Raw genomic sequence first — 13,762 nt, forward strand, 5'->3', positions numbered from 1 at the left:
GCCGCCCGGTTTTCCGTTGAAGGTTGGAACCATGCCCTCACTTTCCTATCTCGTGGCACGGCTGCTGCAGATCATCCCGACGTTCCTGTTGGTAATGATCTTCATCTTCCTGCTCGTGCGCATGCTGCCTGGTGACCCGGCGATCGCCATGGCCGAGGCCAAGGCGACCGATGCCCAGCTTGAACAGATCCGGCACAATCTCGGTCTCGACCAGCCGCTGCCGGTGCAGTTTCTCGTCTTTGTCAAGAACACGCTGACCGGCGATCTCGGCCGCTCGATCATGCTGAAGGCGCCGGTGACCGAGGTCATTCTGAGCCGGTTGCCGACGACGATCTTCCTGGCGCTCTATTCGGTCGTGCTCGCGGTCTTGCTTGCCGGTCCGCTCGCCTTTCTCGCGGCATCGCGCGTCAACAGTCCGGTCGATGTCGCCATCCGTGGTGTCTTCCAGGTTGGTCTTTCCATGCCGGTCTTCTATATCGGGCTCTTGCTCTTGACGGTGCTTGCCGCACAGCTGCGCTGGTTTCCGGTCGGCGGCTACGGCAAGACCTTTCTTGCAAACCTCTACCACCTGATCCTGCCCGCACTCAGCGTCGCGCTCTATACCTCGGCAATCATCCTGCGCAATCTCCGGGCCTCTCTGATCGAGGTGCTCGATGCGGAATACGTGCAGTTCGCCCGTGCGAAGGGCCTGTCGCCGCGCATCATCATGACCCGGCATGTGTTGCGCAATGCGCTGGTCTCGACGGTGACGCTGCTGGGGCTTTCGATCGGCAACCTAATGAGCGGTACCTTGGTGACCGAGACGGTCTTTGCCATTCCCGGCGTCGGGCGGCTGATGCTGGAGGCGATCTTTGCCCGCGACTATCCGCTGATCCAGGGCCTTACGCTCACCTTCGCCGTGCTCGTCTCCGTCGTCTTCCTTTTGACGGATGTCGTGCAATCCTGGCTCGATCCGAGGCTTCGCCAATCATGACGGTCCTGACCCAAACCCATCCGCGGACGCGGGGACGGCTGGCCGCCTTTCTGGCACGCGCCTTCGCCCGCCCGTCCTTCGTGATCGGCATCGCCATTCTCGGCCTGTCGCTGGCCTTTGCGCTGTTTCCTCAGCTCTTTGCGCCCTATGATCCGCTGGCCTTCGACCTGCAGGCGATCCAGCAGGGACCAAGCCTTGCGCATCCCTTCGGCACCGACAATTTCGGCCGAGACGTGCTTTCGCGCGTCATCTGGGCCTATCGGGTCGATATGCAGATGGCCTTTTTCGCGACCATCTTTGCGCTTCTGATCGGACTGACCGTCGGCGCTTTCGTCGGCTATTACGGCGGTATCGCCGACGTGATCTTCGGCCGTTGCGTCGACGCGATCATCACCTTTCCCTTCCTGGTGCTGGTGATCGCGATCGTCGCGGTCCTCGGCCCCGGTCTCGTCAACATGTATGTGGCGATCACCGCGGTGAACTGGGTTTATTACGCACGGCTGACGCGCGCCGAAATCATGGCGCAGAAGGCCAACGACTATGCCGCCGCCGGCCGGGTTCTCGGCTACTCCGATCGCCGCATCATCTTCCGCCATCTGCTGCCGAACGCGATCTCGCCGATCCTCGTCTACTGGATGACCGATATGGCGCTCGCGATCCTGCTCGGCTCGTCTCTCGGTTATCTCGGGCTTGGCGCCCAGCCGCCGGCAGCGGAATGGGGCGTGCTGATCGCCGAGGGGCGCAATTTCCTGATGACGGCCTGGTGGATGAGCCTGATGCCCGGCATCGCCATCGTCCTGACGGGGCTCGGCTTCAGCCTTGTCGGCGACGCGCTGGCCGACCTGCTTCGACCGAAGGGGCGCTGAGATGAGAAGCACAGAAAAATCCGTCGTGCTCGATGTCAGGCATCTTCGCACCGAGTTCGGGACCAAGGAGCGGCCGCTGGTGGCGATCGACGACGTCTCGTTCCAGGTGGGGCAGGGCGAGATCCTCGGGCTCGTCGGCGAATCCGGTTCGGGCAAAAGCATCACGCTGCGCTCGATCCTCGGCATTATCCGGCCGCGCGGGCGTGTCTCGGGTGAAATCCTCTGGAACGGCCGCGACCTCGTTCCGCTCGACGAGACGCGTCTCCGGCGCATCCGGGGCCGTGAGATCGCGATGATCTTTCAGGAGCCGATGTCGTCGCTCAATCCGCTGCTCACCGTCGGCCTGCAAATCCAGGAAAACCTCGTGGCCCATACGGATCTCGATGCGAGGGCGCGCAGGGCGCGCGCGATCGAATTGCTCGATCTCGTCGGCATTCCCGGTGCGCGCAATCGTCTCGACGATTTCCCGCACGAGTTCTCCGGCGGCATGCGCCAGCGGGTGATGATCGCGATTGCGCTCGCCTCCAACCCAAAGCTGCTGTTGGCAGACGAGCCGACGACGGCGCTCGACGTCACCATCCAGGACCAGATCCTCAGGCTCATCCAGTCGCTGAGCCGCGATCTCGGCATGGCGGTGATCCTCGTCACTCATGACATGGGCGTCGTTGCCGAAACCTGCGATCGTGTCGCCGTCATGTATGGCGGCAGGCTTTGCGAAGTCGGCACGACGACGGATGTGATCGCCGATGCGCGCCACCCCTATTCCCTGGGCTTGCTGCGTTCGATCCCGCGCGACGTTGCGCCGCGAACACCGCTCTATTCGATCCCCGGTGCGCCGCCGGCACTGAACGCGCTTCCATCAGGTTGCGCCTTCAGCGCCCGCTGTCCGGTCGCCGGGCGCGAATGCCCGGACGTCCGTCCGGCGCTCGAAGCGATCGGGTCGTCTAGGCTGGTGGCCTGCCACCATCTTGCGGATGCCCAAGCGCATTTCGGACCGCGGGAGGCGGCGCAATGACTATGCCTATGTCAACCAGCGGCGCTCCCTTGCTCTCGCTCCGTGCACTATCGATCCAGTTCGAGAAACGGCGTTCGTTGTCCGACACGCTCGCCCGCCGTCCGCAGCAGGTCGTCTCGGCGGTTAACGGCATCGATCTCGACGTGATGCCCGGCGAGACGCTCGGGATCGTCGGCGAGTCCGGCTGCGGCAAGTCGACACTCGCGCGCCTGATCGCCGGCCTGCACCGGCCGACATCAGGCGATATCCTGTTCGAGGGCGAGAGCGTCGTCGGCCTCAAGGGGGCACGACGGCGCGCCTATAACCGGCGCGTCCAGATGATGTTCCAGGACCCCTATACTTCGCTCAACCCTCGCATGACCGTGCGCGATACGTTGAGAGAGGCCATCACGGTGCACCGCATGCGCGAGGGTGCGGCGATCGACCGAAGGGTGGACGAGTTGCTCGAGCTCGTGCGGTTGCCCGATGGAGCCGCGGACAAGTTCCCGCATGAATTCTCCGGCGGCCAGCGGCAGCGCATCGGCATTGCGCGGGCGCTGTCGCTGGAGCCGACGTGTCTCGTCGCGGACGAATTGGTCTCGGCGCTCGACGTTTCTGTCCAGGCTCAGGTCGTCAATCTGCTGATCGAGCTTCAGGACGAGCTCGGCCTGACGGTGCTGTTCGTCGCGCACGATCTTCGCCTCGTGCGCCATGTCTCGCATCGCGTCGCCGTCATCTATCTCGGCGCCATTGTCGAGATAGGCCCGTCGGAGGCGCTGTTTTCGAAGCCGATGCATCCCTATTCCAAGGGGCTGCTTGCGGCTGCACCGTCGCTCGATCCGAGCGCCAGGCGTCGTGCGCCGGCACTGTCGGGCGAACTGCCGAGCCCGCTCGCCATCCCGCCCGGCTGCCCCTTTCATGTGCGCTGCCCGCACGCAACCGAACTTTGCCGCCGCGAAAAGCCGGGGCTACGTCCGGTCGGATCGGGCATGACCGCCTGCCATTTCGCCGAAACGATCGGCGACGCCTGAAACTCACTTGATAGGAAAGACATCATGGATACGAGAGCAAGGCCGGATATCTCCGGCCGCATCGGCGCGCTGCGCCGCAAGCTTACGGAAACCGGGCTCGACGGCTACGTCGTGCCGCGCTTCGACGAACATCAGGGCGAGTATTGCGCGCCGCACGACCATCGCCTGGCCTTCGTCTCCGGGTTCACCGGTTCGGCCGGTGTGGCGATCGTCATGCGCGACCGTGCGGCGATCTTCGTCGATGGTCGCTATCAGGTGCAGGTGCGAGACGAAGTGGATCTCGGCACCTTCGCGATCGAGCACTTCTACGACGCGCCGCTCAAGGATTGGCTGAAGAAGAACCTGCGCAGGGGCGAACGCGTCGGTTTCAACGCCATGCTTTTGCCGTCCACCTGGGACGCCGATTGCAGTCGCTCGGTCGAGTTGGCCGGCGGCGTCTGGATGCCTGTCGATGGGGACCTTGTCGATGCGATCTGGACGGACCAACCGGAAAAGCCGCTCGGCAAGATCACCGCCTTCCCGGTCGCCAATGCCGGCGAAAGCGTTGCCGAGAAGAAGCGCCGCATCGCCGCCATGCTGGCGGAGCAGGGGGCCGACCTCCTGATCGAAGCGCAGCCGGACAATATCGCCTGGTTCCTCAACGTCCGTGGCCGCGACGTCGCCTTCAACCCGATGCCGCAGTCCTTCCTGATCTTCGACCGCGCCGGGCAAACGGAATGGCTGGTCGATCATCGAAAGCTCCCGAACGATCTCTCGGACTTCGAGCTTGACGACGTCGGGATTGCCGAGCCTGGCCAACTGCTTGACCGCGTCAAGGCGATGGCGGCGGGCCGCACCGCGTTGATCGATCCCGGCTTCGCCCCGTCGGCAACGGCCCACGCCACGCGTGCTGCGGGCGGCACCGTGCAGCTCGCGAAGAGCCCGATCACACTCGCCAAGATGCACAAAAACGCGACCGAGCTGTCGGGCTTCCGGGACTGTCACCGTCTGGACGGCGCCGCCTGGGTTCGCTTCTTTGCCTGGCTCGAGCGGCACGCCGCCGAACGGGAGGCGAGCGGCAAACCGGTAACCGAACTGGAAGCGGAAGAGCGCATCCTCGCCTATCGCCAGATGGCCGAAAGTTTCGTCGAGCCGAGTTTTCGGTCGATTTCGGCGGCTGGCGGCCACGCGGCCATGTGCCACTATGCAGCCACCGAGGCGAGCAACGGGCTGATCCGCAAGGATGGCGTCTATCTGCTCGATTCCGGCGGGCAGTATCTGACCGGCACCACTGACGCCACGCGCACGACGGCGACCGGTCCGGTCAGCGACGAGATCCGGCGCGCATACACGGCCGTCCTCAAGGGCCTGATCTCCATGGCGTCGCTGAAATTCCCCAGGGGAAGTTTCGGCCACCAGCTCGACGCCTTTGCCCGCCGCCCGCTCTGGGATCTCGGTCTCGATTATGACCACGGCACCGGCCATGGGGTCGGTCACTTTCTCTCGGTTCACGAACAGCCGCAGCGCTTCGATCGCCGCGTCAACGAGATCGAGCTGAAGCCGGGCATGGTGACGACGATCGAGCCGGGCTACTACAAGGCCGGCGCCTACGGCATCCGCATCGAGAACCAGGTGGAGGTGGTGGACGACGGCGACGGGTTCCTGAGCTTCTGCAGCCTGACGCTGGTGCCGATCGACCTGCGGCTCGCTGATATCGGCCTGCTGACGACGGCTGAGCGGACCTGGATCGATGCCTATCATCGCCGCGTCGCACAGGAACTGGACGGCTTGCTTGAACCGGAGACGGTGGGCTGGCTTGCCGACCGGACGGCGCCGATCGGCGCGTGATAGCGTCTCGTCCGCTTCTTCTCGCGGATTGATACAACGATAGTGGAGCGGCGGGCCGGTTGGTCCGCCGTTATCATTTTTGGCGATCGGTTCCCCGGCCGTGATCGGCACAAAGGTCGCTTTCAATCAATGTGACTCCTCTTGCTTGGGAGAGAGAGTTTGTGATATTTTTCACAAAACCTGTTCGCGCCATGGACGGCTGCAGAACACGTCGGACACGGAAGAAATCATGGTCAGCCGCAAGACAGCCCGCATCATCCAACTCGCCGATGCCCTTTCAGGACGGAGAGTCCTGCACTTGCGCGATGCCGCAGCCCTGCTTGGCGTCTCGGAAATGACGATCCGTCGCGACGTTGCCGGCAATCCCGGCCAGTTCGCCTTTCTCGGCGGACATATCGTCCCGGCGTCCGAGATCGAAGGCGACGCGCCCTATGAGCTGGCACGCGAGGCCGACAGCCACGCAGCCGCCAAGCGCGAGGCCTGCGTCCACGCGGCGCGCCACATCCGCCCGGACGAGACGATCTTCATCGATTGCGGCACCACGCTCGAATATCTCGTCGATCTCATTCCCGAGAATTATTCAATAACGGCAGTATGTTACTCTCTGAACGTGGCGGAGAAGCTGACCCATAAGTCGAATGTCCGGATCGTCATGCTTGGTGGCGTCTATCATCCCTCGTCGGCGTCCTTCTCCGGCAACTCCGGTCTGGAGACGCTCGATTCGCTCGGCATCAACGTCGCCTTCCTTTCGGCCGCGGGCGTCGACCCAGCGCGTGGCGCGACCTGTGTCCATTTCCACGAAGTTTCGGTGAAGCAGAAGGTCATCTCGCTGGCGCGGGAGAGTCATCTGGTTGTCGACCTCAGCAAGATCGGCAAGCTGAAGCCGGCTTTTTTCGCGCCAATCGGCGTTTTTCGCTCTATCATCACCGAAGAAGGCGAAACGCAGCTGCCGAGCCTGTGAAGGCGGCATCCGCAAAAATATTACGAAATCGTCAAAACGGCAGTGTCTCGCTTGACACGCTCTGTTCTTGATGGAATAGTCACAAAAATTCGATAGAAAAATAACAAAAAATGAGTTCTCGGCGGCTGTGCTCGAGTGCGGCTGGTCGTGACAGGGAGTTCAAGGAGCCATCGCTTGGAAGACCTTGCTGTGAAAACTGGCGCGCCGAAGGCCGCGCATTCGCCGGCGGCAGGCCATAACTGGCCGCGGAACAATGGCATCGATCTCGATCTTGGCTGGGTGCTGGACCAGCGCGTCAATCTCTCGGCCGCCGAGCGTCGCGTTGCGACGCTGCCCGGCCGTCGCACGGTGAAGAAGGACGCGCAGGCCGCCTGGCTCTTGAAGGCCGTTACCTGCATCGACCTCACGACGCTCAATGGCGACGACACGACGGAGCGCGTCAAGCGCCTCTGCGCCAAGGCCCGCCAGCCGGTGCGCCAGGATTTGCTCGATGCGCTCGGAATGGGCGGCCGTGGCATCACGACGGGTGCTGTCTGCGTCTATCATCGTTTCGTCTCGACCGCCGTCGAGGCGCTTGAAGGGTCCGGCATCCCCGTTGCTGCCGTCTCCACCGGCTTCCCGGCCGGTCTTATCCCGCATGACGTCAAGTTGCGCGAGATCGAGGCTTCCGTTGCCGATGGCGCCAAGGAAATCGACATCGTCATTACCCGCGAGCATGTGCTGACCGGCAACTGGCAGGCGCTCTATGACGAGATGCGCGACTTCCGTGCCGCCTGCGGCGACGCCCATGTGAAGGCGATCCTTGCGACCGGCGACCTGAAGACGCTGCGCAACGTCGCGCGCGCTTCGCTCGTCTGCATGATGGCCGGTGCCGATTTCATCAAGACTTCGACCGGCAAGGAAGGCGTCAACGCGACGCTGCTGGTAACGCTCATCATGCTGCGCATGATTAGGGCTTATCAGGAGCAAACCGGCCTCAAGGTTGGCTACAAGCCGGCCGGCGGCATTTCTGCCGCCAAGGACATCTTGAACTACCAGTTCCTGATGAAGGACGAGCTTGGCCGCGAATGGCTCGAGCCGGATCTCTTCCGCATCGGCGCATCGAGCCTGCTTGCCGATATCGAGCGTCAGCTCGAACATCACGTTACCGGCGCCTACTCGGCCCTCAACCGTCACCCGATTGGATGATCCCGATGACTGTCGCAAGGTATTTTGACGAAATGTCCTATGGTCCAGCACCCGAGGCCGACACCGAAGCCCGTCAGTGGCTTGCCCGTCACAAGGGCGAGTTCGGCCACTTCATCAATGGCGCCTTCGTCGCTTCCGCATCCGGCAAGACCTTCGAGACCAACGAGCCGGCAACCGGCAAGCCGCTCGCCAAGGTCGCGCTCGGCGGTGCCAAGGATGTCGACGATGCGGTTGCCGCGGCCCGCAAGGCGCAAGGCGCCTGGGCGAAACTGCCAGGCCATGCCCGCGCCCGTCACCTCTATGCACTCGCCCGCATGATCCAGCGCCATGCGCGCCTGATTGCGGTCGTCGAGGCGATCGATAACGGCAAGCCGATCCGCGAGACCCGCGACATCGACGTGCCGCTTGCGGCCCGCCATTTCTATCACCACGCCGGCTGGGCGCAGCTGCAGGAAACCGAGTTTGCCGATCAGGTGCCGGTCGGCGTCGTCGGCCAGGTCATCCCGTGGAACTTCCCGTTCCTGATGCTCGCTTGGAAGGTTGCCCCGGCGCTGGCGCTCGGTAACACCGTAATCCTCAAGCCGGCGGAATTCACGCCGCTGACGGCGCTGCTCTTTGCTGAACTGGCCGCTGCTGCTGGTCTTCCGGCTGGCGTGCTCAATGTCATCACCGGCGAAGGTGAAACCGGCGCACTGATCGTCGAGCACTCGGACATCGACAAGATCGCCTTTACCGGCTCGACCGAGGTCGGCCGCCTCATCCGCGAGCGCACTGCCGGCACCGGCAAGTCGCTGACGCTCGAACTCGGCGGCAAGTCGCCGTTCATCGTCTTTGACGACGCCGATATCGACGGTGCTGTCGAGGGCGTGGTTGACGCCATCTGGTTCAACCAGGGCCAGGTCTGCTGCGCCGGTTCGCGCATCCTCGTGCAGGAAGGCGTGGCGCCGCTCTTTTACGAGCGGCTGAAGCGCCGCATGCAGACGCTGCGCGTCGGCCATCCGCTCGACAAGGCGATCGACATGGCGGCAATCGTCGCGCCTGTGCAGTTGCAGCGCATCGAAGAGCTGGTCGCCAAGGGTGTCGCCGAAGGGGCAGCCCTGCATCAACCTGACATCGACCTGCCGAAGGGCGGAAGTTTCTATCCGCCGACGCTTTTGACCGGCGTACAGCCGACCTCGATCGTTGCCACCGAAGAGATCTTCGGCCCCGTCGCCGTCTCCATGACTTTTCGCACCCCGGAAGAGGCGATCCAGCTTGCCAACCACACGCGCTACGGCCTTGCCGCCAGCGTCTGGAGCGAGACGATTGGCCTGGCGCTGCATGTCGCGGCCAAGCTCGCCGCCGGCGTCGTCTGGGTCAATGCGACCAACCTCTTCGATGCTTCTGCCGGTTTCGGCGGCAAGCGCGAGTCCGGCTTCGGCCGCGAGGGCGGTCGTGAGGGCTGCTACGAATACTTGAAGCCGAAGGCATGGCTCGGTCGCAAGCTGCGTCCCGCCGTCGCCGAACCGGTGCTGAAGCCCGTCGCCGGCGATTTCGCCATGCCTGACGTCGACCGTACCGCCAAGCTTTTCATCGGCGGCAAGCAGGCGCGGCCGGACGGCAACTATAACCGCAACGTGCTTTCGCCGAAGGGCAAGGTGCTTGGCGAGGTCGGCGAGGGCAACCGCAAGGACATCCGCAACGCTGTCGTCGCAGCGCAAGCCGCATCCGCCTGGTCCTCGGCAACGACGCACAACCGCGCGCAGATCCTCTATTACATCGCTGAAAACCTGAGCGGCCGCGCAGGCGAATTCGCCGATCGCATTGCCGACATGACCGGTACGTCCTCAGCGAACGCCAAGGCAGAGGTCGAAGCCTCGATCGCGCGGCTCTTCACCTACGGTGCCTGGGCCGACAAGTACGAGGGGGCGATCCACCAGCCGCCGCTTCGCGGCGTCGCACTTGCGATCCCCGAGGCGATCGGCGTCGTCGGCGTCGTCTGCCCGCCGGAAGCGCCGCTGCTCGGCATGATCAGTCTCGTCGCGCCGCTGATCGCCACCGGCAACCGCGTCGTCGTCGTGCCGAGCGAACAGCATCCGCTGGCAGCAACCGATTTCTATACGGTTCTGGAAACATCCGACGTTCCGGCCGGGGTCGTCAACATCGTCACCGGTTCGACGATCGAACTGGCGAAGACGCTCGCAAGCCACAACGACGTGGATGCGCTCTGGGCTTTCGGCTCGGCGGAACTCTCGACCCTTGTCGAGAAGCTCTCGGTCGGCAACCTGAAGCGCACCTTCGTCGACTACGGCAAGGCAACGAACTGGCTCGACCGCGAGGCGGCGGAAGGCCCAGCCTATCTGCGCCGCGCGACGGACGTCAAGAACATCTGGATCCCCTACGGCGAGTAGGGGACCCACGACGCGCGGGGCGGGGGGAGCCGGTCCGCACGGTGGAGGAACGTGAACAGTTAGGGAGACGCGTTCGCCTGTAAGGGGGGAATGCATTGCGCGCCACGGAAACCGGAGCGCGCCAGGAGGAGGACTGCATGCTGAAGAATATCGATCCGGCGTTGAATGCCGACGTGCTGCACGCACTGAGGTCCATGGGACACGGCGACACGCTGGTCATCTCCGACACCAATTTCCCGTCCGACGCCATTGCCCGCAAGACCACGCTCGGTACGCTGCTGCGCATCGACAACGTCTCGGCCGCGCGTGCCGTCGAGGCGGTGCTTTCCGTGCTGCCGCTCGACACACCTTTGCAGCCCTCCGCCGGCCGCATGGAGGTGATGGGTGCGCCCGATGAAGTCCTGCCGGTGCAGCAGGAGGTCCAGGCGGCGATCGATCGCGCCGAGGGCAAACCGGCGCCGATGTACGGTATCGAGCGCTTCAAGTTCTACGAGGAAGCGAAGAAAGCCTATTGCGTCATCACCACGGGCGAGACGCGCTTCTACGGCTGCTTCCTCTTCACCAAGGGCGTCATACCGCCGAAGACCTGACGATCCGCTGCGCAACGCAGCGTTCGATTAAATGATTGAAATCGCGAGAGATTGCCTGGGCACACCGTTTCACACCGGTGCGGTTGCAGGGGGAGGCTTGAATGAAGGTTGGTGTTTCGATCCTGGGTATCTTCGTGGCCGACACGGCCTATCTGGCGCGGCGCATGCCTGTCGTCGGCGAAACGATCACAGGCAGCGGCTTCTCCGTCGGGCCGGGCGGCAAGGGCTCCAACCAAGCGGTTGCCTGCGCTCGGGCGGGAAGTCCCGTCTCCTTCATCTCCAAGCTCGGTCGCGACACCTTCGGCGAGATGGCGCTGCGCACCTATGCGGAAGCCGGCGTGACGCCGAAGATCGTCGAGATGGACGACCTGCCGACGGGCGCTGCCTTCATCTACGTCAACGACCAGAACGGCGAGAACGCCATCATTGTCTATCCGGGGGCGGCGGGCTCGATCGGGGTCGACGATGTCGAGGCCGCGCGCGAGACGATCGAGGGCTCGCGCATCTTCGTGACTCAGCTCGAACAGCCGGTTGCCGCCGCGCAGTGCGCGCTCGAAATCGCCCGTGCAGCCGGCGTCACCACTGTCTTCAACCCGGCGCCTGCCGAAGCCTTCCCGGATGCGATCTATCCGCTCTGCGATTACCTGGTGCCGAACGAGACGGAGGCGGCGGCGATCGTGGGCTTCACGCTTGCGACCGAGGATGACATCCGTCGCGCTGGTGACGCGATCCTGAAAAAGGGCGCCAGGACCGCGCTGATCACGCTCGGCGAACGCGGCGTGCTCTATCACAATCACGAGCAGTCGGTGCTCGTTCCGGCGATCGCCAGCGGACCGGTGATCGATACGACCGGGGCAGGGGATGCGTTTGTCGGCGGCTTCTCCGCTGCACTGGCGCGGGACCTTTCACCTGTTGATGCGGTGCGCTTCGGCTGCGCCACGGCCGGCATTGCCGTGACCCGGCGAGGCACCGCGCCCGCCATGCCAACACTCGGCGAGATCGAGGCGCTGCTTGCAAGAGGTCCGGCCGCATGACGCGCAACGACCCGATCAAGCACTTCTTCATCTGGCCGGCCCTGATCATCGTCTTGATGATCTCGATCTTCCCGCTCGTGTATTCGATGACGACCAGCTTCATGAGCATGCGGCTCGTGCCGCCGACACCGGCCCGTTTCGTCGGCTTCGGCAATTACATAGACCTACTGCAGAACCCCCGCTTCTGGCATGTGGCGGGCACGACGACGCTGATCGCCTTCATCTCCGTCGGGCTGCAATATGTCATCGGTCTTTCGGTGGCGCTGGCACTGAACTCGAAGGTGCCAGGCGAGGGCATCTTCCGCGTGAGCTTCCTGCTGCCGATGTTGGTCGCGCCGGTCGCCGTCGCGTTGATCGCCCGCCAGGTGCTGAACCCTACGATGGGACCGCTCAACGAGTTGATGACGGCAATCGGGTTCCCCAACCTGCCGTTCCTCACCCAGACCAGTTGGGCGCTCGGCTCGATCATCGCCGTCGAGGTCTGGCAATGGACACCCTTCGTCATCCTCATGCTGCTCGCGGGCCTGCAGACGCTGCCCGACGATGTCTATGAGGCCGCCGCACTCGAAAACGCCACGCCCTGGCAGCAGTTCCGCGACATCACCTTTCCGATGCTGCTGCCGATCTCGGTTGCCGTCGTCTTCATCCGACTGATCGAGAGCTACAAGATTATCGATACCGTGTTCGTCATGACCGGCGGCGGGCCGGGGATCTCGACCGAGACGCTGACGCTCTTTGCCTATCAGGAAGGCTTCAAGAAGTTCAACCTCGGTTACACCTCGGCGCTTTCCTTCCTGTTCCTGATCGTCATCACCGTGATCGGCCTCGTCTATCTCGCCATCCTCAAGCCCTATCTGGAGAAGCACAAATGAGCGTGCGTACTCTCAAAGGGAAACGGCGCTGGCTGGCGCTCGGCGGCTGCCTCATCTGGCTCGCCATCACCTTCTTTCCGCTCTATTGGGTGCTGATCACCTCGTTCAAGACGCCGATCGCCGTCGTCGGCGGGCCGACCTACTTGCCCTTCGTCGATTTCGAGCCGAGCCTGACGGCCTGGAGCGAGCTTCTGTCGGGCCAGCGCGGTCAGTTCTTCAGCACCTTCTGGGCATCGACGATCATCGGGCTGTCGGCATCTGTTGCCGCGACCTTCATCGGCGCCATGGCGGCCTATGCGCTGGTGCGCTTTACCTTCCGCTTTCGCCTGCTCTCGGCACTGATCTTCGTGGTGATCGCCTTCGGCGGTTTCCTGTTCGGCCGCCATGTGCTTGGCTATGGCCAGGGCATCTCGCTGGTCTATTCCTTCGTCGCAGCCCTTGCGCTTGCGGTCATTTCCAGCCGATTCCGGCTTCCAGGACCCGAGCTCGGCAACAACGACATCGTCTTCTGGTTCGTCAGCCAGCGCATGTTCCCGCCGATCGTCGCGGCCTTTGCGCTCTACCTGATGTATACGGAGATGGGCAAACTCGGCTTCAAGCTGGTCGACAGCTACATCGGCCTGACCTTCGCCTATATCGCGTTTTCGCTGCCGATCGTCATCTGGCTGATGCGCGACTTCTTCGAGGCGCTGCCGGTGGAAGTCGAGGAGGCGGCGATGGTCGACAACGTGCCGTCCTGGCGGATCTTCTTCGGCATCGTTCTGCCGATGTCGAAGCCGGGGCTGATCGCCACCTTCATGATCACGCTCGCCTTCGTCTGGAACGAGTTCCTGTTCGCGCTGTTCCTGACCAATTCCAAATGGCAGACGCTACCCATTCTCGTTGCCGGCCAGAACAGCCAGCGCGGCGACGAATGGTGGGCAATTTCCGCTGCCGCTCTCGTTGCCATCATTCCGATGATGGTCATGGCCGGGCTTTTGAGCCGGCTCATGCGCTCCGGCCTGCTTCTTGGAGCGATCAAGTAATCAACCGCTTT

12 protein-coding genes are annotated in these 13,762 nt (G+C 63.6%); all 12 read left to right on the forward strand.

Annotation, left to right across the window (positions count from 1 at the left end; genetic code table 11):
• Window positions 1-31 precede the first annotated feature (31 nt).
• The 12 genes from M2267_RS20375 (at window position 32) to M2267_RS20430 (ending at window position 13,751) form a co-directional block, all read left to right on the forward strand.
• A complete protein-coding gene (locus M2267_RS20375) occupies window positions 32-973 on the forward strand; it encodes an ABC transporter permease (RefSeq protein ID WP_429116573.1) in 942 nt (313 codons plus the stop codon).
• A complete protein-coding gene (locus M2267_RS20380; RefSeq protein ID WP_402321998.1) occupies window positions 970-1,839 on the forward strand; it encodes an ABC transporter permease in 870 nt (289 codons plus the stop codon). Before M2267_RS20375 ends, M2267_RS20380 begins: the two co-directional genes overlap by 4 nt.
• Before the next feature lies 1 nt (window position 1,840).
• Window positions 1,841-2,854, forward strand: coding sequence for an ABC transporter ATP-binding protein (locus tag M2267_RS20385; RefSeq protein ID WP_429116575.1), 1,014 nt, complete (start codon window positions 1,841-1,843; stop codon window positions 2,852-2,854).
• The gene (locus tag M2267_RS20390; protein ID WP_429116578.1) at window positions 2,851-3,864 is read left to right on the forward strand and encodes an ABC transporter ATP-binding protein; all 1,014 of its coding nucleotides are present in this window, start codon (window positions 2,851-2,853) and stop codon (window positions 3,862-3,864) included. Before M2267_RS20385 ends, M2267_RS20390 begins: the two co-directional genes overlap by 4 nt.
• A gap of 24 nt (window positions 3,865-3,888) precedes the next feature.
• Entirely contained in the window at window positions 3,889-5,691 is a 1,803-nt protein-coding gene (locus M2267_RS20395) for an aminopeptidase P family protein (protein WP_429116581.1), read from the forward strand.
• Window positions 5,692-5,920: 229 nt separating this feature from the next.
• Complete coding sequence (locus M2267_RS20400; RefSeq protein ID WP_429116584.1) at window positions 5,921-6,652, forward strand: DeoR family transcriptional regulator; 732 nt, start codon at window positions 5,921-5,923, stop codon at window positions 6,650-6,652.
• A gap of 174 nt (window positions 6,653-6,826) precedes the next feature.
• Window positions 6,827-7,840: a deoxyribose-phosphate aldolase gene (gene deoC / locus M2267_RS20405; protein WP_043613541.1), complete on the forward strand. Its 1,014-nt coding sequence runs from the start codon at window positions 6,827-6,829 to the stop codon at window positions 7,838-7,840.
• A gap of 5 nt (window positions 7,841-7,845) precedes the next feature.
• Window positions 7,846-10,230 carry an aldehyde dehydrogenase family protein gene (locus M2267_RS20410; protein ID WP_429116586.1) on the forward strand — a complete coding sequence of 795 codons (2,385 nt, stop codon included), beginning with the start codon at window positions 7,846-7,848 and terminating at the stop codon, window positions 10,228-10,230.
• 137 nt (window positions 10,231-10,367) lie between these two features.
• Window positions 10,368-10,820: an RbsD/FucU family protein gene (locus M2267_RS20415; RefSeq protein WP_429116587.1), complete on the forward strand. Its 453-nt coding sequence runs from the start codon at window positions 10,368-10,370 to the stop codon at window positions 10,818-10,820.
• Between the two features lie 101 nt (window positions 10,821-10,921).
• Window positions 10,922-11,854, forward strand: coding sequence for a ribokinase (gene rbsK / locus M2267_RS20420; RefSeq protein WP_429116589.1), 933 nt, complete (start codon window positions 10,922-10,924; stop codon window positions 11,852-11,854).
• Window positions 11,851-12,726: a carbohydrate ABC transporter permease gene (locus M2267_RS20425; protein WP_429116590.1), complete on the forward strand. Its 876-nt coding sequence runs from the start codon at window positions 11,851-11,853 to the stop codon at window positions 12,724-12,726. Before rbsK ends, M2267_RS20425 begins: the two co-directional genes overlap by 4 nt.
• A complete protein-coding gene (locus tag M2267_RS20430) occupies window positions 12,723-13,751 on the forward strand; it encodes a carbohydrate ABC transporter permease (protein WP_429116592.1) in 1,029 nt (342 codons plus the stop codon). The genes M2267_RS20425 and M2267_RS20430 overlap by 4 nt, the downstream gene beginning before the upstream one ends.
• Window positions 13,752-13,762 lie beyond the last annotated feature (11 nt).

Source organism: Ensifer sp. KUDG1 (assembly GCF_050434285.1).
Taxonomy (GTDB): Bacteria; Pseudomonadota; Alphaproteobacteria; order Rhizobiales; family Rhizobiaceae; genus Ensifer.

Bases quoted from the DNA above. Each gene is read 5' to 3' on its own strand.
- M2267_RS20375 (WP_429116573.1), top strand. From the start codon at position 32: ATGCCCTCACTTTCCTATCTCGTGGCACGGCTGCTGCAGATCATCCCG.
- M2267_RS20380 (WP_402321998.1), top strand. From the start codon at position 970: ATGACGGTCCTGACCCAAACCCATCCGCGGACGCGGGGACGGCTGGCC.
- M2267_RS20385 (WP_429116575.1), top strand. From the start codon at position 1,841: ATGAGAAGCACAGAAAAATCCGTCGTGCTCGATGTCAGGCATCTTCGC.
- M2267_RS20390 (WP_429116578.1), top strand. From the start codon at position 2,851: ATGACTATGCCTATGTCAACCAGCGGCGCTCCCTTGCTCTCGCTCCGT.
- M2267_RS20395 (WP_429116581.1), top strand. From the start codon at position 3,889: ATGGATACGAGAGCAAGGCCGGATATCTCCGGCCGCATCGGCGCGCTG.
- M2267_RS20400 (WP_429116584.1), top strand. From the start codon at position 5,921: ATGGTCAGCCGCAAGACAGCCCGCATCATCCAACTCGCCGATGCCCTT.
- M2267_RS20410 (WP_429116586.1), top strand. From the start codon at position 7,846: ATGACTGTCGCAAGGTATTTTGACGAAATGTCCTATGGTCCAGCACCC.
- M2267_RS20415 (WP_429116587.1), top strand. From the start codon at position 10,368: ATGCTGAAGAATATCGATCCGGCGTTGAATGCCGACGTGCTGCACGCA.
- rbsK (WP_429116589.1), top strand. From the start codon at position 10,922: ATGAAGGTTGGTGTTTCGATCCTGGGTATCTTCGTGGCCGACACGGCC.
- M2267_RS20425 (WP_429116590.1), top strand. From the start codon at position 11,851: ATGACGCGCAACGACCCGATCAAGCACTTCTTCATCTGGCCGGCCCTG.
- M2267_RS20430 (WP_429116592.1), top strand. From the start codon at position 12,723: ATGAGCGTGCGTACTCTCAAAGGGAAACGGCGCTGGCTGGCGCTCGGC.